This is a genomic window from Vibrio sp. 10N.286.52.F8 (assembly GCF_041468745.1).
Taxonomy (GTDB): Bacteria; Pseudomonadota; Gammaproteobacteria; order Enterobacterales; family Vibrionaceae; genus Vibrio; species Vibrio crassostreae_C.
Genome location: NZ_JBFRJF010000044.1, coordinates 21,884 through 43,084, shown reverse-complemented (window position 1 = coordinate 43,084; position 21,201 = coordinate 21,884). Strand labels below are relative to the sequence as shown.

Here is a 21,201-nt window from a genome sequence, read left to right as displayed (position 1 = left end):
ATTAAATGGTATTTTGATACTGGATAAATGTCCAGTTTGCCGTATTAAAATTCGACAGATAGACTAGGCGCTCCGTATTCTGTCCCATCAAATTAGAATGAGTTGCCATGAACGAACGTCGTGCCTTGGGCTTTGGCCTTTCCGCAGTACTGCTGTGGTCAACGGTCGCTACTGCTTTTAAGCTGACCCTTGCTGAATTTTCACCGATTCAAATGCTGACCATTGCCAGTATTGTGTCGTCGATTGCGCTGATCGCAGTCTGCGCCTTTCAAGGCAAGCTTTCTCAGCTGAGTACAACGTTCCTTTCAAACCCTTGGTATTACCTGCTGCTCGGCTTGGTTAACCCATTGGCTTATTACCTGATTCTATTCAAAGCCTACGACCTGCTGCCCGCTTCTCAAGCTCAAGCCATCAACTACAGCTGGGCTATCACGCTAACCTTAATGGCGGCGGTTTTTCTGGGGCAAAAGATTCGTAAACAAGACTGGATTGCGTGTACCTTCAGCTATGCGGGTGTGGTGGTTATTGCCACCAAAGGCGATGTGCTAGGAATGCAGTTCGATAGTCCACTCGGTGTGGCTCTGGCGCTACTTTCAACCTTGCTTTGGGCGGGATACTGGATTCTAAACACCAAAAACAAGGCTGACCCTGTGATTGGCGTATTGCTTGGTTTCTTAGTGGCATTACCTTTCGCGATCGGTTTAACCCTTTACGAAGGCGAGAGCTTTAGTCAAATCACAGCAAAAGGTTGGATGGCTGTGACTTACGTAGGCCTGTTTGAGATGGGCATTACCTTTGTCTTATGGCTATCAGCACTGAAGCTGACCAACAACACAGCGCGTATCAGCAATCTGATTTTTGCGTCACCGTTTATCTCGTTGATGCTACTTTCGACCATCATTGGTGAAGATATTCACCCAGCGACCCTGTTTGGCTTGGTACTTATCATTGCCGGCCTTGTTATCCAGCAGATCAAATGGGGAAAGAAGAAAAACAACCTCAGCCCTGAAAGTTAATGCCCAGAAAGATTAGGATTATCGCACTACGCGACTTCCCGAATTATCAACGATAACAAGCTTTGAATACAAAAATGGCGAGTCCTATGACTCGCCATTTTTATTTTAATTATTAAGCATCTACCTCTAGAGTCATGTTAGTTCCCTAATATTTCACTGAAGTCATTTTCAGCGAATAACCCCAACACCTCCGATATTCAAAAACACCACATCAAAAAGTTCGATATAGATTGCTATAAGTTTTACTAATAAGACTATTACGCATCCAACTAGGTAATACGACACCGTCATGATTATATGTTATGAAAATGTTACCTAAGGAAATGACGTGTCCCTATTACAAGAACTAGAAGAGTGGCTACCAGAAATGGTAGAAATTAGACGAAATATTCATCAACACCCAGAACTGGGTTTTGAAGAGCACAACACACAAAGTATGGTAATCGCCAAGCTCAAGGAATATGGCGTTGAACAAATAGACTCTCGCTTTGGAGGAACAGGCGTTGTTGCGGTTATCCAAGGGGAACTCGGTGACGGAAAAACTTTAGGTTTAAGAGCCGATCTGGACGCATTGCCGATCCACGAAGAAAACAACTTTTCTCACCGTTCTTGTCAGGCCGGAAAAATGCACGCATGTGGGCATGATGGACATACCACAATGCTGCTATATGCAGCAAAATACCTCGCAAAAAACCGTCAATTTAATGGTAAAGCCGTACTCATTTTTCAACCCGCTGAAGAAGGCGTTGGTGGCGCGCAAAAAATGCTTCAGGATGGCTTACTTGAGTGCTATCCATTAGATGCATGTTACGCACTTCATAACATGCCAGGAATACCAGAAGGGCATTTCGCATTCAAAGAAGGACCGATCATGGCAAGTTCCGATCGTCTCTATATTCAGATTAATGGCAAAAGTGGGCATGCGGGCCTACCACAAAACACTCAAGATCCTTTATTAGTTGCGACCCATATCTATCAAGGTATACAAGGCTTAGTTAGTCGAACTTATAGCCCGTTTGAACCGCTTGTCGTTTCAGTCACACAGTTACATTGCGGTGAGACAACTAACGCTATCGCTGATACCGCTCAAATGAGTGGCACCTTCAGAACTCTCTCCCAAAATGTGCGAGACCGCTTGGTCTCTCAACTTGATACTTTGGTTTCTCACACTGCCATGGCTTTCGACATGACCGCACAATTCTCCCTAGGTCCAATATCTCACCCACCCACCGTCAACAGCTTCCCCGAAGTCGAGACAGCAGTGAAAGCCGCCTCTTCAGTCGTTGGTAATGATCAGGTTAACGCAACATGTGAGGCTTTATTAGCCAGCGAAGACTTTTCTTTTTTTCTAGACCAAGTACCGGGATGTTATGGGTTCATCGGCAACGGATTAACCATCAATGGAGAAACGATAGGCTTGCACCACAAGAACTACGATTTCAATGATCGAGTGTTACCGACCGGAGCCGCATACTTCATCTCTCTACTTCAACAAAACTAGCTCATAAAAATTAGCACAGGGGTCACGGTGACCCTCAATAATCACAGGAGTGTGAAATGTCAGGTTTACTAGATCAAAAACAACTCCCTCAGAAAGTCAGCATAATTGATCGTATTGAGAAGTTTGGTGACCGAATACCCCATCCATTCTATATGTTTATTACCTTATGCTTAGCGGTCATATTCTTGTCTTGGATAGTGTCGACTTTTGGTGGGAATATAGCGCACCCTTTGAGCGGAGATGAAATCAAAGTAAAGAACCTGCTCAGTGGCGAAGGGTTTGTGTACATTCTAAATTCAGCTGTATCAAATTTTATCGCGTTTAAACCTCTTGGTTTGGTACTTTGCATGATGCTCGCGGTAGGGCTTGTTCAAGAAGTAGGATTAGCAGACTCAGCAATTAAACAATCGCTTTTAAACGCACCCAAAAATTTCGTAACTGCCTCTATATTTCTAACCGGGATCATCGGTAACTTAGCATCTGATGCGGCGTTTATCTTAGTGCCTCCTTTAGCTGGCATCATTTTCTCTGCGACCAATCGAAACCCTGTCGTAGGAATTGCTGCTGGCTTTGTTGCTGTGGCCGCAGGCTTTACTGCCAACGTATTTATCGCAGGAACGGATGTTTTACTCTCCGGTATTTCAACAGAAGCTGCCCGCATTGTTGAACCTGTAGAAGTTAGCCCCGCGGCTAACTGGTACTTCATGCTTCTTTCGGTACCTCTCTTGGTCATACTTGGAACACTTATAACAGACAAATACATAGAACCGCGATTTGATAAGCAAACAAAACGCTCTGCCGAAGAGTCTCCACTGAGCACTGAAAACCCTGAGAAATATAGTGTCACCGACATTCAAAAACGAGCTTTAAAATGGTCTGGGTACGCATCAATTGTTTTTATCCTAGGAATGGTGACGCTACTACTTCCAAGTGATTCGCCATTGAAAAACGCCGATGGCGGCTTAGTTCCATCTCCCTTCCTTACTGGCATAATCCCAATAATTATGGCGTTTTTCATTATGAATGCCGTGGTTTACGGTGTAAAAGCCGGAGAGATAAAGAAAGCGAGTGATGTGCCCGATCTGATGGCGAAGTCATTGCATGGTATTGGGGGTTACATCGTCTTAGTTTTTGTTATTGCCCAATTTATTGCTTGGTTTAATTGGTCTAACTTGGCTATATTTTTCGCTGTGAATGGCGCTGAAATGCTCGCTCAGGTTGAAGTGCCAAAGCTATTAATGTTAGCCATGTTTATGATACTTGCAGGGTTCATGAACCTGATTGTTTTCAGTGGTTCGGCTCAATGGGCAATCATGGCCCCAGTCTTTATTCCACTATTCATGCTACTGGATATATCACCTGAATATACTCAGATGGCTTACCGAATCGCAGACTCAACAACCAATATTATATCTCCAACAAACCCTTACGTGCCGATGGTATTAGCGTTGATAGCCAAATATAACCCCAACGTAAAATTCGGTACATTTCTAGCTATGATGGTCCCATATGCATTCTTTCTATTTACAATCTGGGGATCTGTATTCTTGACCTACACTATGCTAGGTCTACCTGTTGGACCTATGTAGACCGCGTAAACTACAGTTTGAGACTGACTTGCTTTCTGAGCATTAGATTAAACTCATCGATGATCTGTCGGTGAGTTTCTTTTCTTGTAATTAGCCCAATTGAACGATATTGAATTGGTTTTACTATTGGGATAAATCTCAAGTTCTCATGAGCATGTAATGAAGCGATGGTTGAGGATAAAATAGCAGAACCTAAACCGCTATCGATCATACCAAGCAATGTTGAAGTGTGTGACGCACTAATTTCAGGATCATAGGTAAGACCTGCTCGCATAAATGCCTGGTCAGCAAGTGTTCTTAAACTATTTCCTGGACTGATACCAATAGAAGCATACTGATGAGCCTGCTTCCAGTTAACCTCACTCTCTGCACTCAAGTGATGAGCCTTATTACAGGTAAAGCATAAGTGATCACGAAACAGCAGTTCAAAATTTAGTTCCGAGTTATTAGGGGGAGTACCAATACCTATATCCGCACGTCCTTCTAGAACTGAATTATGGATATCATTAACTCGCTCCTCAATTAACCGAAACGAAAAAGATGGGTGCGTTCTTTTCAGCTCACTGATGGTTTTCGGAACCAATGAAGAACACATTGAATACAAAGACGAGATAACCAGCGTTCGATGGTAGCCTTGCTGACGAGCTTTATTTTCCAACTCCCACTTATCCAAACGGTTAACAATGAACAAAGCTTCTTGATAGAACGTACGACCAGTTTCAGTTAGCAGTATTTTTCGGCCTCTTTTCTCAATAAGTTCTGAGGCAGTTTGTACCGCAAGTTTTTGCATCATTTGGCTCAATGCAGATTGCGTAATGTGTATTTGTTCAGCCGCGGCTGTAAAACTTTTAGTTTCAGCAAGAGTAATAAACGCTTTAAGTTGTCGATAACTCACATCCATAAGACTGACACCACCTTAAGTATTTTCTTTGCACAAAGTTATCGATTACGAAACATCAATAAGAAGACTCACAATATAAGATTCACACAAAGCGATAGAGTCAGTTCAGCGTCATGGGTTGCTACAATGTGTGTGGCTTCTCATTAAAAATCATATCAAGCAGAAAGTTTTACAACCGTTCTGTGCCCTTCCAATTTAGAGTGCGAAGTGACTAAGGAGTTGGACTTTACTGATGCTTATGGTTGTTCAGTGTTCCATGAGATGTGAGGAGCGTTAACAGTTTAGCGTTAGATAGGAAATTATTGCGGGTTTAGATTTGAAAGTTAAATTAACCGTGAAGCATATATGTTATCCAAACTAGGCTCTAACAACTCAGAGCCCAATAAAGACGATTACAAATTGAGTTTTGGTTTGAAAGTTGAAATTTAGTCACCAAAGAAACTAAATGTAAGAATGCAAAATAGCTACTCTCGAGGGATAATTAGTGGCTGTCACTATTAAGAGACAAACCTGTTGTCTGTCACTCTTAAACCCACTGGCCTGCTGCAAAGCCAGAGCTCCAGCACCATTGGAAGTTGTAGCCACCTAACCAACCGGTTACGTCCATTACTTCGCCAATGAAGTACAAGCCTTTGATGTCTTTACACTCCATGGTTTTTGAAGATAGGTAATTGGTGTCTACACCGCCTAGGGTCACTTCCGCTGTTCGGTAACCTTCGGTGCCGTTTGGCGCGATTTTCCAGTTCTCTAGATGCTCTACAATGTCATTCAGCTGTTTTTCATTGAACTGCTTGAGCGGCTTGTCTTCCAGCTCTTTGCGGTCAATCAACACTTCAACAAAACGCTTCGGCAGTGCTTTCGCCAAGGTGTTTTTCAGGCTCTGATTTGGGTGCTTCTCGCGAGAGTTAGCCAGCAGTTCAGCTACATCGACTTCTGGTACTAGATTAATCGAAACCGACTGACCCGCCTTCCAGAAAGAAGAGATTTGCAGTACCGAAGGACCCGATAGGCCGCGGTGGGTAAACAGCAACGCTTCTTTGAATAAGGTGCCGTCTTGCGCGGTGATCTCGGCAGGAATCGCGATTCCTGAAAGCTCAGCAAAGGCTTCTTTGTCTTCTTTATGCAGAGTAAATGGCACCAAACCCGCAGTAGTCGGCATCACAGACAAACCAAACTGCTCGGCAATCTTATAGCCAAATGGCGTCGCGCCTAGTTTCGGCATCGATAAACCGCCCGTCGCCACAACCAGTGAGTCACACTCAACTTCGTCGGTATTAAGGTGCATCTTAAAGCCAGCGTCTGTTTTTTCGATGGAGTGAACATCACAACGGTAGCGCTGTTCAACTTTCGCTTGCTTACACTCTTCAAGCAACATGCTCACGATGTCTTTTGCTGTGTGGTCATTCACACAGAACAACTGGCCGTGATCACGCTCTTCGAACTCAATACCGTACTTGCTCACCATCGAGATAAAATCCCAGTTGGTGTATTGAGATAAAGCTGACTTCACGAAGTGAGGGTTGTTACACAGGAAGTTGTTGGCTGAAACATCATAGTTAGTGAAGTTACAACGACCGCCACCTGAGATTAAAATTTTTCTGCCTGGTTTCTTTGCATGATCAACCACCAGCACTCGTCGGCCGCGTTTACCCGCTTCCGCAGCACACATTAAGCCCGCGGCGCCCGCACCAATTACGATTACATCAAACTTTTCACTCATTGGGGTTCTGCTTTCTTCACTTTTGCAGCCCGAGTACGCCCTGTTCTCGAAATGCCATCAATAAAAAAGGATGTGCATAAACAGCACATCCTTACTAATTGCTCGCTATTCTAGCGGCAATTTTAAACTTTGCAATTGATGTTCAATTGTACAATTTGCAGACAGCAGCAAAACCACTACTTGGCTTAGCGAACCAACAACCGAAGCTTTACACCAAAACCTAAACTCTACTTCACACGTACTAAATAACTTAGACGATGAAAGAAGACAGCAACGTTACACCCAGCAGAGCGGAAGAAAGTATAAACAACTGTCTTACGCGATCACACTTCGACATAAACACTTCGTCGTGATGATGGTGGTACTCTTTGCTTTTGATGTAACTAAACAAGCGAACCTGCTTGGTCATATTGCCATGAGTTGTGAAGAATCCACCTCCGTCTACTTGTTGATAAAGTAGAGGATGTGCTTCTCGCATTATATAAATGAGTGTTCTTAGCGCAGTAAAATATCGCGCCCAGTTCACGCAAGTCACAACCATTAGTGCAAATAGAATAGTGTCGCCGCTGATCATCCTTTCCTCCCTACATCTTCATAAGAAAACTCAAAAGAAAAAGATAATCAGTGTCTTTCCCGTACTACCTAAACGGCAGGAGCTTCCATAATTGAAGATGAACCATCTTTTGCCAATTGCGCTAGGTCTTTATCAATAAAGAACAGTGCTTTACCGTCTTCACCAACAAGCTCTAGCTTATCCAATACACCTTTAAACAACTTCTCTTCTTCGTGTTGCTCTGCAACGTACCATTGCAGGAAGTTAAAGGTTGAGTAATCTTGTGTGCTGAAAGCAACGTGAGCCAGTTTGTTGATCTTTTGAGTAATCATCTGCTCATGTTCATAAGTTTCACGGAACACAGCACCAAGGCTATCAAATTCATGTTTTGGCGCTTCAATCGCACCTAGAATTGGCATTGCACCTGTTTCACTTACGTAAGTGAAAAGACGCTGCATATGTTCCATTTCTTCTACTGCATGAACACGCAGAAACTCTGCTGCACCTTCAAATCCTTTGTCTTCACACCAAGCACTCATTTGTAAGTATAGATTGGATGAGAAAAATTCTAGGTTAATTTGATCATTCAGTTGCTCAACCATAGTTTTTGACAGCATTTAAGACTCCTAATTACATCCTCAATTTTCTCTACTATATCACTATTTAATGAATATCTCGCAGGCCATTAGTTAACCAATATTTCGAGCTGTCATTACGCAAGACAGTGGATATGAGATCACTTCAGCAAAAAAAACCATCGCATAGTGCTAATCTTAAATCAGACAATGAATAAAGGAGGTAGCGATATGAGTTACAAACATATTTTGGTCGCGGTCGATTTATCAGAAGACAGCAAATTAATTGTGGATAAAGCGGTAGCATTGGCTAAGCCATTGGAAGCCAAAGTCTCTTTTATCCATATCGATATTAACTACGCAGAGCTGTATACCGGCCTGATTGATATCAACATGGCCGAAACCCAGCACAACGCGATGGAAGCGTCTCGTATTCAGCTGCAAAATTTTGCGGAGCACGCCCAATACCCGATCACCCATACCCTAGTAGGCAGTGGTGATTTGAGTCATGAGCTGTGTGACACCATCAACGAGTTCAATGTTGATCTCGTGGTTTGCGGTCACCATCAAGACTTTTGGAGCAAGCTGCTCTCTTCAACACGCCAACTGATCAACGCCTCTCCGGTTGATATGCTGGTCGTGCCTCTAAGAGATTCAGAAGACTAATGATTTAAGGTTAGGTAACATACAGCTCATATCTTATTAACGAAGTTTTACTATGAGCTATTTAGCTGGTGTTACCCTCCTATGGGCCTTCTCCTTTAGCCTGATCGGCGTTTACCTTGCGGGTCAGGTTGATTCTTGGTTCTCTGTTTTAATGCGTGTTGCCCTTGCCGGCGTCGTATTTCTTCCTTTCCTAAAGTTTCGCGGCGTATCGCGTAAGCTGATCGCTAAATTGATGGCAATTGGTGGTATCCAGCTTGGCCTGATGTACTGCTTCTACTATCAATCTTTCTTACTGCTATCCGTTCCTGAAGTCCTTTTGTTTACCGTTTTCACGCCAATTTACGTCACGCTTATTTATGACTTTCTCAAAGGGCAATTCTCTCCGTGGTACCTAGTGACAGCGGCAATTGCGGTATTGGGCGCGGTATTCATTAAGTTCGCAGGTATTAACGAAAACTTTTTAGTCGGCTTCCTCGTCGTGCAAGGCGCGAACCTGTGCTTTGCTATTGGTCAGGTGGGCTACAAGGTGGTGATGGAGAAGGAATCGACCGAGTTGCCTCAGCGAACCGTATTTGGTTACTTCTACTTAGGGGCGCTATGTGTCGCGTCAGTGGCTTTCATGCTACTAGGCAACCCAGAGAAACTGCCCACCACCACACTTCAATGGGGAATCCTGATCTACCTTGGCTTGATTGCGTCGGGGCTGGGTTACTTTATGTGGAATAAAGGCGCGTGCATGGTGAATGCTGGCGCGCTGGCAGTGATGAACAATGCCTTGGTTCCTGCTGGTCTGGTGGTGAATATCCTGATTTGGAACAGAGATGTCGATTTGGTTCGCTTGTCTATTGGTGGCGCCGTTATCTTATTCTCTTTATTCGTCAATGAGACGTGGGTGAAGAAGCGCGTAGCAAGATCCGCAAGCAACGCTTAGCTGATTTGAACGAGCTACATGAGTCAGCTCGGATAACCCCAAAAAGCAAAAGAGCGACCTAAGGTCGCTCTTTTTAAATCATCGCTGTAGCAATAAACCATTCAAATCAACTTCAGTGAATTTGATTGTGGCTCACTACCTGAGTCTTGGTTTCAGTGAAGGCAACATCATCAAGTTGTAGGTTGATTCGTTCCAATTCACTTTCCAGCTTCTGACTTTTCTTAAACAGCTTTTGCTGCTTCTTAATCATCTTCGCCAGTTTCTTATTGTACTTCTCTTGTTTCTTAGCCGCTTTCTTCGCTTGTTTGAGTTCAGCTTTCTCATCACCGCTCGCCTTCGCCATCAGTTTTTTCAGCTTGGCTTTTTTCTGTGCGGCTTCTTTTTTGGCAAGCTCAGGGGCCATATCAGCGGCGGCTGGATCGAACATTTGTACGCTCGGTTCAATTGCCTCGTTGATTTCCGCAAGCGACAGTTCTGGTGCAGGTAATGTTTCCGCTAGCAGGCCGCATGCGACTTTCTCTTCAACGGGTTTGTTTTGACAACCAAGAGGTGGAATTGCGGTGGGTTTGCATAGATTCGCTTGATCCGCCGAAGAACGCGCGCAAGAACGACACACGAACTTAGGTTCAGTCACCAAGCTGTGGATCTCGCCCAAGTGTTCGGTGATATCTCGACGGTTTAACTTACAAAAGCGTTTAGCCATGCTTCAACTCCAGCTAAGAATAATAATGATTCTTAGTTAGATATACATCTGTAACGCGACTATCGCAAGTGTTAAATGGCAATTTATCGTATTTATGACGGGAAATTTTCTTAGCGTGTATCTAAGTTATTGATGCTTCAATTAAGTCATTGATGCTTTCACATAGACGTCAAAACGGTTCTTTTTGGTTTCAATCGCCATGCTCGGTTTTTGTTCGTCTAACCAAGCAGCGTAATCCGGTCTTTTAACCACAACTCGCTTCGATGCCAATTTCATCGCCGGCTCAAATAGACCATCAGCATCCAGATCGGCACCCACCAAAGATTGGAATACGCGCATCTCTTTTTTGACCAGAGCCGATTTCTTTTTGTTCTCTGGGTGTGGGTACATAGGGTCGAGGTACACCACATCAGGTTGTTCAAAGTCAGGATCGTTACTGAGCTTGTCTAAAGCATCGTGACTGGATGCGTGAATCAACTTCATGCGTTCAGTTACCCAACCACCGATATCTGGGTCTTGTTGCGCTCGCTGCAAGCCATCATCAAGCAGTGCGGCCACAACTGGATGACGCTCGACCATTTGCACCTTACAACCTAGAGAAGCCAACACAAACGCATCGCGCCCTAAGCCTGCAGTACCATCAAGAATAGTTGGCGTTGCGCCTTTGTTTAAACCAGCTGCTTTGGCAATCGCCTGACCTTTACCACCGCCAAACTTACGTCGGTGACCAACAGCGCCTCCCACTAAATCAACAAAGATAGCGCCAAGCTTAGGCTCATCGACTTTACGTAGCTCAAGTCGCTCACTAGTCAGTACCAAAGCAAAATCACTGCTTTCATCATGAGATAAGTTCCAGCGGGTCGCAAAGTCATTCAAATGATCGATTTGGGTAGCATCTTCGCAAATCAGTTGTAGTTGCAAGGTCGTCTCCAACAGACAGTAGTATTCAAAACAAAAGAGGCAACCAGTTTACCTGATTGCCTCAACAATACATATTAGCGGTGAAAAGTATTCCCAGCTAAAGTCGGCTTACCTAAACCAATGGCTCTGTCTCTCGCTCTTGTCTTAACTCTTCAACAAGCTCTGCGAGTGGCTTAGGTCGCCCTATGATGTAGCCCTGCGCGTAGTTCACACCCAGTTCGATAAGCTTGTCGATAATCTGGGTATTTTCAACGAACTCAGCCACGGTGTGCTTGCCCATCTGCTTGGCAAGATCATTGATCGAGCGAACCATCACATGGTCCATCTCATTCACATCAATATCACGTACAAACAAGCCATCGATCTTCACAATATCGACAGGCAGCTTTTTCAGATAGCCAAATGACGATAGCCCTGAGCCAAAATCATCCAATGCAATCATGCAGCCAAGCTCTTTGATTCGAGTGAAGAACTTGATCGCCTGCTTCATGTTACTCATGGCCGCTGTTTCGGTGATCTCTAAACAAATCTTATGACACGGTATCGATGAATCGCTCAGGTTATCTATCAAAAATTCGACAAACTCACGGTTACCCATCGAGTGACCGGAAAGATTGATTGAACACATCCCCAGTTCCTCAATAACCTCAGGGCGTTGCTCCAACCAACCCAAGGTTTGACTGACGACTTGGCGGTCAATCAAATGCGCGATGTTATAACGCTCTGAGGCTGGCATGAAGATCCCCGGGGAGATGTATTCCCCTTGGATGTTCTTGATGCGGACCAAGATTTCAAAGTGCATTTTATCGCTGTCTTCATCTAGGCCAAGAATTCGCTGCGCAAACAACTCTAAGCGATCGTTAGCCAAGGCCTCATGCACTAGGTTAACGCACTCCATCTCAAGATGGCGACGACGCAGGTCTTCATCATCTTGATGGTAAAGATGATAGCGATTGCGACCTTCTTCTTTAGCGGCATGACAAGCTGCATCCGCCTGAGCGTGCACCATCTGTGGTGAAGCTGCTGTATGGTCGATCAATCGAATACCGATAGAGCACGTCAGGTTGAGTCGAATATCATCCCACAAGAATGGATTATCACTCATCATCGAGATAATACTGCGACACACATTCACCGCATCTCGTTCAGTACAGTCTTTCATCAGCACAGCAAACTCATCACCACCCATTCGCGCTAACACCGCATTGTAAGGCAGTACGTCTTCTAGCAGTTTGGCGCTAAACAAGATCGCAGCATCACCCGCTTCATGTCCTGCGGTATCGTTCAGCACTTTCAGCTGATCCAAATCTAGGAACAACATTGCGTGAGTTCGCATGTGGCTCTCAACCTCTTTCAGCGCCTTTTGCAGCTCTTGCTCAAAGTGGTTGCGGTTAAAGGTGTCAGTCAGTAGGTCATAGCGAGCCTGATACTCTAGCTTTTCAGAAAGCTCGTGCGTTTCGGTGATGTCTTCACCCACAATCAACAGCTGATCAGACTCCACCAACGGGCGGATATTTTCACGAATCCAGCTCTTGCTGCCGTCGGCATGGCGATATTCGATATCACGACGCCACACACCACGAATCTTATGCTGAGGTTGCAGCAAGATATGACGAGGAATCATCGCGTTCTCATCAACATAGAATTCTCTAGGGCGATGGCCCAACAACTGATCGAGAGGGTATCCCAAAAGCTCTTCGGCAAACTGGTTCACTTGTTGAATGCGATTATTGCCATCGAGCGTAATCATCATCACCGGCTGTTTGTCGTAATACAGCTTCAAGTTTGCTTCACGTTGGAACAGCTTATTCTCAGCAAGCTTACGTGAGGTCACGTCGCGCGCCTCAAAGAGAAACTGAATGTCTTCGTCTTCACTGCCCGGCATCGGCTTCAATGAAATATCCAACACCATCGCACCGCGATCTCGACACCACACCTCGGCTTCAAATCGTAAGGCTGGGTGCTCACTTTTTGCGATGAAATATTCGGCTAGCACTTCTCGCGCAGAACTTTCCCAATGTTGGTGTTGTTGCAGCGGCGTTCCCAGTTTATAGCCTTGATTATAAAGCAGCTCATGTAACTTGCTGTTACTCGACAGCAGCACGCCACCCTTATCAATGATGCCCATAAATTGCAGGCTCTGATCAAATATCGACTCCAACAGTCGTTGGCTTTGGCGACTTGCACGTTCGCTCTTCTTCAGACGGTTAAGGTAATACACCAACACCGCGATAACACACGACATGCTCAAGAACATTAAACCGATGGTGCGAATTTCATCGCGATAGCGCATTAAGAATGACTTCGGCTTATTGAGGAAGGTTACTGAGGCTTCATTCTCTGCACCCAAATCCCAACGTGAGATCTGTTGGTAATCGAGTTTGATTTCTGGCGCGCCAGCAACCACCAATGGCAATGGAGCCTTAGGATTGTTCAGCACGCTCAACAGCACGCGCCCCGTGTCTCGACCTTGCGTTTCTCCACTGTGGATCACGCCACCAATCGCACCAAACCCAAGTCCTAAATCATGCACAATATACAATGGCATCTGAGTTTTTTTGTTGAGCTGACGCCAGTCTTCTTTGCTGCTGACCCGACCATTGATGTCGCGGTAGTAGGCCCAGAACAACAAGCTTTTAGTTAGATCAGCGCGTTGCGCGAACGTCATCAGTTCTTGATAAGAATCAGGCGTATATTGCTCCACCATCCCAGAAAACTCAGGGCGTTTTTGTAGAAATAAATCCACTTGAGCGCGAATAGCTTCACCCGTTACCGAGTGATCGGTAACCACGTAAACTTTTTTAACCGTCGATTGAAGTCGATTGATCAGCTCAATATTGCTCGCCATATCAATATCTTCAGTGATACCGGTTGCGTGCAAGCCTTCAATCATTTGCGGAGAAAAATTGTTGATGCCACCAAAAATAACGGGCGTGCCATTGAGTTCGGGCGCTAAGCGTTTCATCAGATTGAGGGCGTTATTATCACTGACGACTACAGCGGCAAACTCTTCATGCGACAGCTTAGTGCGGTATAGCTGATAAATTCGCTCTAAGTATTCAGCGTTTTGAGTTCGCTTGGTATCGAGATAAACAACCCGGTAAGATAACCCATCGCGATCGAGCTCATCAGATAGTCCTTTATGGAAATCATCTGTCCAGAAAAAGCCTTGATGATAAGAGTGAATAACCAACACATCTTTTGCCTGAGCTGAAGCAAAAACACTCCAACACATCACAATAAAAAATAACGAAAATCGCACTGAATTCACCCTAACCCTATAGTTACTGCTAATATTATCACCCTTGGCTATGATGTGTACTCAAGCCGGTATGTTTTTCATTCAACCTAAGGATTATGCATGTCCACAACCACAGCTCGTCTAGATGATCTAGACCGTGCCATTCTCAAAACCTTGATGGAAGATGCACGAACTCCTTACGCTGAAATGGCAAAGCAGTTCGATGTCAGCCCTGCGACGATTCACGTTCGCATCGAAAAGATGAGATCGGCAGACATTATCGAGCGAACGGAAGTTGTGGTAAACACCAAAAAACTGGGTTACGACGTGTGTTGCTTTATTGGCATCAACCTTAATGCTGCCAAAGATTACCACTCGGCGATCGCTAAGCTGAATGCCTTAGACGAAGTGGTTGAGGCGTACTACACCACTGGTGCTTACAATATCTTTGTAAAGCTGATGTGTAAGTCGATAGAAGAGCTGCAGTTTGTATTGATCGATAAGCTGCAAGCGATCGATGAAGTTCAGTCGACAGAGACACTGATTTCATTGCAGAACCCTATCAACCGCAATGTGAATCCATAACATTGATTCGCCTTGCTTGGCATAACGCACAGACAAAAAAAGAGCCTCTAACTAGAGGCTCTTTTCGCAATAAACTAGATAGTTACCGTGATTATGCGTTGATTCCCGCGTGGCGCAGCATTGCGTCGATTTGTGGCTCACGACCACGGAAGCGTTTGAACAGCTCCATTGGCTCTTCACTGCCACCCATTTCAAGGATGTTGTTCAGGAAGCGATTACCCGTTTCAGTGTTGAAGATACCCTCTTCTTCAAATGCTGAGAACGCATCTGCCGATAGCACTTCTGCCCACAGGTAGCTGTAGTAGCCCGCGCTGTAACCACCAGCAAAGATGTGACCAAAGCTGTGTGAGAAACGGTTCCAATCTAGGCTTGGCAGTACCGACACCTTAGACTTAACATCCGCTAGCGTTTCTAGTACGCGAGCACCCACTTCAGGGTCGTATTCTGTGTGTAGCGTGAAATCGAACAAACCAAGCTCTAGCTGACGCAGGATAAACATCGCAGATTGGAAGTTCTTCGCCGCTAGCATCTTCTCTAGCATCTCTTTTGGTAGCGCTTCACCCGTTTCGAAGTGACCAGAGATGAACGACAGCGCTTCTTCTTCCCAACACCAGTTTTCTAGGAACTGACTTGGTAGCTCAACCGCATCCCAAGGCACACCATTGATACCCGCAACTGCGCCCGCTTCTACTTGCGTTAGCATGTGGTGGATACCGTGACCGAATTCGTGGAACAAGGTCACCACTTCATCGTGAGTAAACAGTGCTGGCTTATCACCAACTGGCTTATTGAAGTTACACGTTAGGTAAGCAACCGGGGTCTGTAGCTCGCCAGATTCGGTAATGCGACGACCACGACAGTCATCCATCCAAGCGCCACCACGTTTGTGTTCACGTGCGTATAGATCTAGGTAGAAACTACCACGCAGTGTTCCAGTCGCATCAAAGATATCAAAGAAACGCACTGACTCATGCCAAGTGTCTACGCCTTGACGCTCTGTTACCGACATACCAAACACGCGGTTCAGTACCTCAAACAGACCTGAAACCACATTAGATTCTGGGAAGTAAGGACGAAGCTCTTCATCAGAGATCTCGAACAGTTTCTGTTTTTGTTTCTCACTGTAGTAAGCGATGTCCCACAGGTTTAGCTCAGAGACACCAAATTCTTTCTCAGCAAACTGGCGTAGCTCTTCAACTTCTCGCTCACCTTGCGGTTTGGCTTTTACTGCTAGGTCGTTTAGGAAGCCAAGCACTTGGTCTGGCGTTTCTGCCATCTTAGTCGACAGTGATTTTTCGCTGTAAGTACTGAAACCAAGCATGCGCGCGATCTCGTGGCGCAGCTTAAGTTGCTCGGTGATGATCTCAGTGTTGTCCCACTTACCTGCGTTTGGACCGCGATCTGAAGCACGAGTTACGTAAGCTTCGTACAACTCTTTACGTAACGCTTGGTTATCACAGTAAGTCATCACAGGTAGGTATGATGGGATATCTAGAGTCAGTAGGTAACCTTCTTGCTCTTTAGATTCGGCCGCCGCTTGAGCTGCCGCCAGTGCCGATTCAGGCATACCCGCCAGCTCAGCTACGTCTGTGATCTGCTTGCTCCAACCCATAGTTGCATCAAGCACGTTGTTTGAGAATTGAGAGCCTAGCTCAGACTGACGCTTGCTGATCTCACCGTAACGGTGCTGTTCGTCAGCTGGCAGGCCAATGCCTGACAGCTCGAAGTCACGCAAAGCATCGGTAATGGTTTTTTGTTGAGCTCGGTTCAGTGCAGAGAATGCTTCGCTCGCCTTGATCGCTTTGTACGCTTCAAACAAGCCTTTGTGTTGTCCAACCCAAGTGCCGTACTCAGACAATACTGGCAGGCAGCTCTCATACGCTTCACGCAGTTCGTCGCTGTTCACAACAGAGTTCATGTGGCTTACTGGTGACCAAATACGGCCTAAACGATCATCCACTTCTTCAATCGGAGCAACGAGGTTGTCCCAGCTTGGTGAAGTATTACCTTCAAGTACTTGTTCTATCTTGTTGCGACACGCTTCAATCACTTGCTCAACTGCAGGCTTTACGTGCTCTGGCTTGATCTGTGAAAACGGAGGTAAGTCCGTGAAGGTTAATAGCGGATTAGACATATAAACATTCCTTTGGCTTTAGAGACTTTCGTCTTTTTTGTAATGAGGTCGTCTTACAGTCATCAGGCTAAAGTTCGCCCTAAAAAATCACCTGCGAATAGTTATTAAATAGTGCCCAACAAGGCAAATTTCAATAGTAGAACCAATAACTAACTGCATATTGCTAGCGACTGTTCCTGAATTGTTCGAGAATTTATGGTCCATTGAGGGTTATAATAGTCTGATTAACCCCACCTACACTAACCACACTCTAATTCGAGAGTGTTACGAGAGTTTAATTTGTTAAGTTATCGCCACAGCTTCCACGCAGGTAACCATGCCGACGTAGTAAAGCATATCGTACAGAGCCTTATTCTTAATTCTTTGAAACAAAAGGATAAGCCTTTTGTTTATCATGACACTCACTCTGGTGTAGGTCGTTACGACTTAACGCATGAATGGTCTGAAAAAACCGGTGAATACAAGCAAGGTATTGCTCGTGTGTGGGAGCAAACAGACCTTCCTGAAGACATTCAAAGCTACCTTGAGTCTATTTCCATTCTCAATAATGGCGAGAAACTGCGTTACTACCCGGGTTCTCCACGTGTTGCACGTGCACACCTGCGTGACCAAGACCGCATGGTACTGACTGAGCTTCACCCAGCCGATCACCCGCTGCTTGAGCAAGAGTTCCACCGTGATCGTCAGGTATCTATCTACAAAGAAGATGGTTTTAAGCGCTTAAAGGGCAGCCTGCCACCAAAAGAACGTCGTGGTTTAGTACTGATCGACCCGCCTTACGAGCTGGCAAAAGAGTACCGTGATGTCGTGACTGCAATCGCTCAAAGCCACAAGCGCTGGGCAACCGGTATCTACGCAATTTGGTACCCGGTAGTAAATCGCTGTGATATCGAAGATATGATCGAAGGTCTCGAAGGCTTAGGCATCAACAAGATTCTACAAATCGAACTTGGCGTATCACCAGACACCAACGAGCGTGGCATGACGGCATCAGGCATGATCGTGATTAACCCGCCTTGGAAGCTAGAAAGCCAAATGAAAGAGATTCTTCCATTCTTGAAGGAAGCAATTGCGCCGGCGACCGGTCACTTCAAAGTAGAGTGGATCGTACCCGAGTAATCTCGAACTTAACGTCATGCTCTGACAAATATTAAGCAGATTGTGACGTACACGAATAAATTTTAAACAGGGAGATTGAGTTCAACCGATCTGCCCTCAATATAATAATTATACAATTTAAGAATCTATAGGACGTAGGTGTTCAGTGCGCTCACTGTACCCACAGCCTTCAATAAATGGAGAAAGTAATGGCGACTCATTTTGATTACATCTGTATCGGCGGCGGTTCAGGCGGCATCGCATCAGCTAACCGCGCAGCTATGCACGGTGCAAAAGTTGCACTTATCGAAGCTCAAGACCTTGGTGGTACTTGTGTAAACGTTGGTTGTGTTCCTAAAAAGGTAATGTGGCACGGCGCTCAAGTCGCTGAAGCAATCAACCTATACTCTGAGGACTACGGCTTCGACGTTGAAGTAAAAAGCTTTAACTGGAGCAAGCTGATTGAAAACCGCCAAGCGTACATTGGTCGTATCCACCAATCTTACGACCGCGTACTAGGTAACAACAAAGTAAACGTAATCAAAGGCTTTGCTAAGTTCGTTGATGAAAAGACAGTTGAAGTGAACGGTGAACACTACACAGCAGATCACATCCTGATCGCGGTAGGTGGTCGTCCAACAATTCCAAACATCCCAGGTGCAGAATACGGCATCGACTCAAATGGCTTCTTCGACCTAATGGAGCAACCAAAACGCGTTGCGGTTATCGGTGCTGGCTACATCGCAGTTGAGATCGCAGGTGTACTAAGCGCACTAGGCACAGAAACACACTTGTTCTGTCGTAAAGAATCTCCACTACGTAGCTTCGATCCAATGATCATCGAAACGCTAGTAGAAGTAATGGAAGCAGAAGGTCCAACACTTCACACGCACTCAGTGCCTAAAGAAGTTGTGAAAGAAGCGGATGGCACACTGACTCTACACCTAGAGAACGGCAACACTCAAAACGTTGACCACCTAATCTGGGCTATCGGTCGCCACCCAGCAACTGACGCTATCAACCTAGCATCAACTGGCGTTGCAACTAACGACCGTGGCTACATCAAAGTAGACGAGTTCCAAGCAACTAATGTTCCTGGCATCTACTGTGTTGGCGACATCATGGAAGGCGGTATCGAGCTAACTCCTGTAGCTGTTAAAGCAGGTCGTCAGCTTTCTGAACGTCTATTCAACGGTCAAACCAACGCAAAAATGGACTACAAGCTAGTGCCTACTGTTGTATTCAGCCACCCACCTATCGGCACGATCGGTCTTACGACCCAAGAAGCTGAAGAGAAGTACGGCAAAGACAACATCAAGGTTTACACATCGGGCTTCACTGCGATGTACACAGCAGTAACCAAGCACCGTCAACCTTGTAAGATGAAGCTAGTATGTGCTGGCGAAGAAGAGACTGTCGTTGGCCTACACGGCATCGGCTTCACGGTTGATGAAATGATTCAAGGCTTCGGCGTTGCTATGAAAATGGGCGCAACCAAAGCAGATTTCGACTCTGTTGTGGCGATTCACCCTACGGGCAGCGAAGAGTTTGTGACGATGCGTTAATCGCAAATCATAAGATTGAAGAAAGAAGCAGGCTTAGGCCTGCTTTTTATTAACCAGCTTGAACAAAAAAAGAACGCACAACGCACTGATATATAAAAAATTATAAAAGATTGTCAAATCTCAGCAAAATATATAGTTCGTACTTATAGAATCCCGTTCATAGTAATTCTTGAACAAGTGATAATGTCAGTAGCCAACACCCGCATCACCGATCTTTTTTATCAATTATTGAATCTATCTGAGGCAGAAAAAACAAAATACCTAAAAGAATTAAAAGCACACCAAGTCGATCTATATGACAAAATTTATCCCTTTATCTGCACCTCAGAGCTAGAGCCTATTACACATATATTTGGTGTAGGCGCCCTCCAAGCTACAAACAAAAAAGCGAATTTTTCTGATACATACATTGATAAGTACCACCTGTCTTACGAAATAGGTCGTGGAGGTATTGGTGTTGTCTATGCGGCGACTCGAGTGGACAAGACATTTCATCAAAACCTTGCCATAAAACTCATTCAGCCAACACTGTCTCACCTCATAGATAAAGAATACTTATTTCATGAAGCCCAAGCACTTGCGACGTTGAACCATCCATATATAACCAAAGTGATGGATGGAGGGACGCATGAAGGTTCTGTTTATATTGTAATGGAACACATAAAAGGGTGTACCCTCAATGAATACCTTGCTACGTATTCACTGAATAAAACAAAGAAGCTCAGTCTATTTTTAAAAATATGCGCTGCTATCTCACACGCACACAAACACCAAGTTCTGCATACCGATTTAAAGCCAGAAAATATATTAATCGATTGTGAAGGTCACCCGAAGATACTCGACTTTAATTTAATGAGAGGAATCAATGACCAATTGTCTGCTTACCCAATCACAATCAATGCCTACAGCCATGACTACGCTAGCCCAGAGCAAATCAACGGAAGTCCACCCACTGTCCAATGTGATATTTACGCTCTAGGAAAGATCTTAACTTTCATGTTTCCTAAACTACCGATAAGTCAGGGTGACCTTCGCTGCATAATTCAAAAGGCAACACGACGCCACGCCTTACTGCGCTATTCGAGTACCAATGAACTTTACAACGACATTAAGCAGATAATCGCTTGCCGCCCAATCACAGCATATCAAGACCAACCATTCTATTCTGCTCTGAAGCTATGCCAACGCCGTCCAATTCAATGTGCCTTATCTACTGTGCTCATTTGGTGTAGTGTAGGTTTCTACACGCCTTTGATCAAAAAAAACCAGCAACTTCAAATAGAAAAGCGCGCTTCTGAAAGGGTCACAAAGCAATTTGTCCGAACACTGTCTCTAATAAAAGAAAGCCCTAAATCAAAAGCATCGATCAATGCGGTACTCAAGCATACGCACAAAGCTGTTTTAGGAGACCCAGACATACCAACAAAAACAAAGGCGAAACTATTACAAATAATCACCCCGCAGGCTGTTCGCTCAGAATCAAAAAAAGGAAACTGCTAAAT

The 21,201-nt window shown here is 45.0% G+C and carries 17 protein-coding genes; 9 read left to right on the top strand and 8 right to left on the bottom strand.

What is annotated here, in order from left to right; all coding sequences use genetic code 11:
* Window positions 1-107 precede the first annotated feature (107 nt).
* The 3 genes from AB4133_RS19315 (at window position 108) to AB4133_RS19305 (ending at window position 4,106) form a co-directional block, all read left to right on the top strand.
* Complete coding sequence (locus AB4133_RS19315) at window positions 108-1,016, top strand: DMT family transporter (protein WP_372185256.1); 909 nt, start codon at window positions 108-110, stop codon at window positions 1,014-1,016.
* A gap of 328 nt (window positions 1,017-1,344) precedes the next feature.
* Window positions 1,345-2,517: an amidohydrolase gene (locus tag AB4133_RS19310; RefSeq protein ID WP_372225398.1), complete on the top strand. Its 1,173-nt coding sequence runs from the start codon at window positions 1,345-1,347 to the stop codon at window positions 2,515-2,517.
* A 56-nt stretch (window positions 2,518-2,573) separates the two neighbouring features.
* Entirely contained in the window at window positions 2,574-4,106 is a 1,533-nt protein-coding gene (locus AB4133_RS19305; protein WP_372225396.1) for an AbgT family transporter, read from the top strand.
* 10 nt (window positions 4,107-4,116) lie between these two features.
* Here AB4133_RS19305 and AB4133_RS19300 read toward each other — a convergent pair whose 3' ends face one another.
* The 4 genes from AB4133_RS19300 to ftnA all read right to left on the bottom strand — a co-directional run bounded on the left by AB4133_RS19300 (window position 4,117) and on the right by ftnA (window position 7,897).
* The gene (locus AB4133_RS19300; protein ID WP_017079352.1) at window positions 4,117-5,007 is read right to left on the bottom strand and encodes a LysR family transcriptional regulator; all 891 of its coding nucleotides are present in this window, start codon (window positions 5,005-5,007) and stop codon (window positions 4,117-4,119) included.
* Window positions 5,008-5,533: 526 nt separating this feature from the next.
* On the bottom strand, window positions 5,534-6,727 hold the full coding sequence (locus tag AB4133_RS19295; protein ID WP_372225394.1) for an NAD(P)/FAD-dependent oxidoreductase: 1,194 nt from the start codon (window positions 6,725-6,727) through the stop codon (window positions 5,534-5,536).
* Between the two features lie 250 nt (window positions 6,728-6,977).
* Complete coding sequence (gene uspB / locus AB4133_RS19290; RefSeq protein ID WP_004735557.1) at window positions 6,978-7,301, bottom strand: universal stress protein UspB; 324 nt, start codon at window positions 7,299-7,301, stop codon at window positions 6,978-6,980.
* Between the two features lie 68 nt (window positions 7,302-7,369).
* On the bottom strand, window positions 7,370-7,897 hold the full coding sequence (gene ftnA, locus AB4133_RS19285; protein ID WP_004735556.1) for a non-heme ferritin: 528 nt from the start codon (window positions 7,895-7,897) through the stop codon (window positions 7,370-7,372).
* Between the two features lie 189 nt (window positions 7,898-8,086).
* On the opposite strand from ftnA, the gene uspA reads away from it, so the two are divergent.
* Both uspA and AB4133_RS19275 read left to right on the top strand, forming a co-directional pair.
* The gene (uspA, locus tag AB4133_RS19280) at window positions 8,087-8,521 is read left to right on the top strand and encodes a universal stress protein UspA (protein ID WP_017060149.1); all 435 of its coding nucleotides are present in this window, start codon (window positions 8,087-8,089) and stop codon (window positions 8,519-8,521) included.
* 52 nt (window positions 8,522-8,573) lie between these two features.
* Window positions 8,574-9,452 (top strand): carboxylate/amino acid/amine transporter, encoded by an 879-nt coding sequence (locus AB4133_RS19275; RefSeq protein ID WP_017060148.1) that lies wholly within the window; start codon window positions 8,574-8,576, stop codon window positions 9,450-9,452.
* A 112-nt stretch (window positions 9,453-9,564) separates the two neighbouring features.
* On the opposite strand, the gene AB4133_RS19270 is transcribed toward AB4133_RS19275, so the two are convergent.
* The 3 genes from AB4133_RS19270 to AB4133_RS19260 form a co-directional block, all read right to left on the bottom strand.
* Window positions 9,565-10,155, bottom strand: a complete 591-nt coding sequence (locus AB4133_RS19270) for a hypothetical protein (RefSeq protein WP_017060147.1) — start codon at window positions 10,153-10,155, stop codon at window positions 9,565-9,567.
* A gap of 141 nt (window positions 10,156-10,296) precedes the next feature.
* Window positions 10,297-11,076 carry a class I SAM-dependent methyltransferase gene (locus AB4133_RS19265; RefSeq protein ID WP_372225391.1) on the bottom strand — a complete coding sequence of 260 codons (780 nt, stop codon included), beginning with the start codon at window positions 11,074-11,076 and terminating at the stop codon, window positions 10,297-10,299.
* Window positions 11,077-11,188: 112 nt separating this feature from the next.
* A complete protein-coding gene (locus AB4133_RS19260) occupies window positions 11,189-14,311 on the bottom strand; it encodes an EAL domain-containing protein (protein WP_372225494.1) in 3,123 nt (1,040 codons plus the stop codon).
* Window positions 14,312-14,437: 126 nt separating this feature from the next.
* On the opposite strand from AB4133_RS19260, the gene asnC reads away from it, so the two are divergent.
* Window positions 14,438-14,902: a transcriptional regulator AsnC gene (gene asnC, locus AB4133_RS19255; RefSeq protein ID WP_008218581.1), complete on the top strand. Its 465-nt coding sequence runs from the start codon at window positions 14,438-14,440 to the stop codon at window positions 14,900-14,902.
* Window positions 14,903-14,993: 91 nt separating this feature from the next.
* Here asnC and prlC read toward each other — a convergent pair whose 3' ends face one another.
* Window positions 14,994-17,036 carry an oligopeptidase A gene (gene prlC / locus AB4133_RS19250; RefSeq protein ID WP_372225390.1) on the bottom strand — a complete coding sequence of 681 codons (2,043 nt, stop codon included), beginning with the start codon at window positions 17,034-17,036 and terminating at the stop codon, window positions 14,994-14,996.
* A 279-nt stretch (window positions 17,037-17,315) separates the two neighbouring features.
* Here prlC and AB4133_RS19245 point away from each other — a divergent pair, with 279 nt between their 5' ends.
* From AB4133_RS19245 to AB4133_RS19235, 3 genes are all read left to right on the top strand, one after another.
* Window positions 17,316-18,155 carry a 23S rRNA (adenine(2030)-N(6))-methyltransferase RlmJ gene (locus AB4133_RS19245; RefSeq protein ID WP_017060143.1) on the top strand — a complete coding sequence of 280 codons (840 nt, stop codon included), beginning with the start codon at window positions 17,316-17,318 and terminating at the stop codon, window positions 18,153-18,155.
* Between the two features lie 188 nt (window positions 18,156-18,343).
* On the top strand, window positions 18,344-19,699 hold the full coding sequence (gene gorA / locus AB4133_RS19240; RefSeq protein WP_017060142.1) for a glutathione-disulfide reductase: 1,356 nt from the start codon (window positions 18,344-18,346) through the stop codon (window positions 19,697-19,699).
* A 183-nt stretch (window positions 19,700-19,882) separates the two neighbouring features.
* Entirely contained in the window at window positions 19,883-21,199 is a 1,317-nt protein-coding gene (locus AB4133_RS19235) for a serine/threonine-protein kinase (RefSeq protein WP_372225387.1), read from the top strand.
* The last annotated feature ends 2 nt before the right edge of the window (window positions 21,200-21,201 follow it).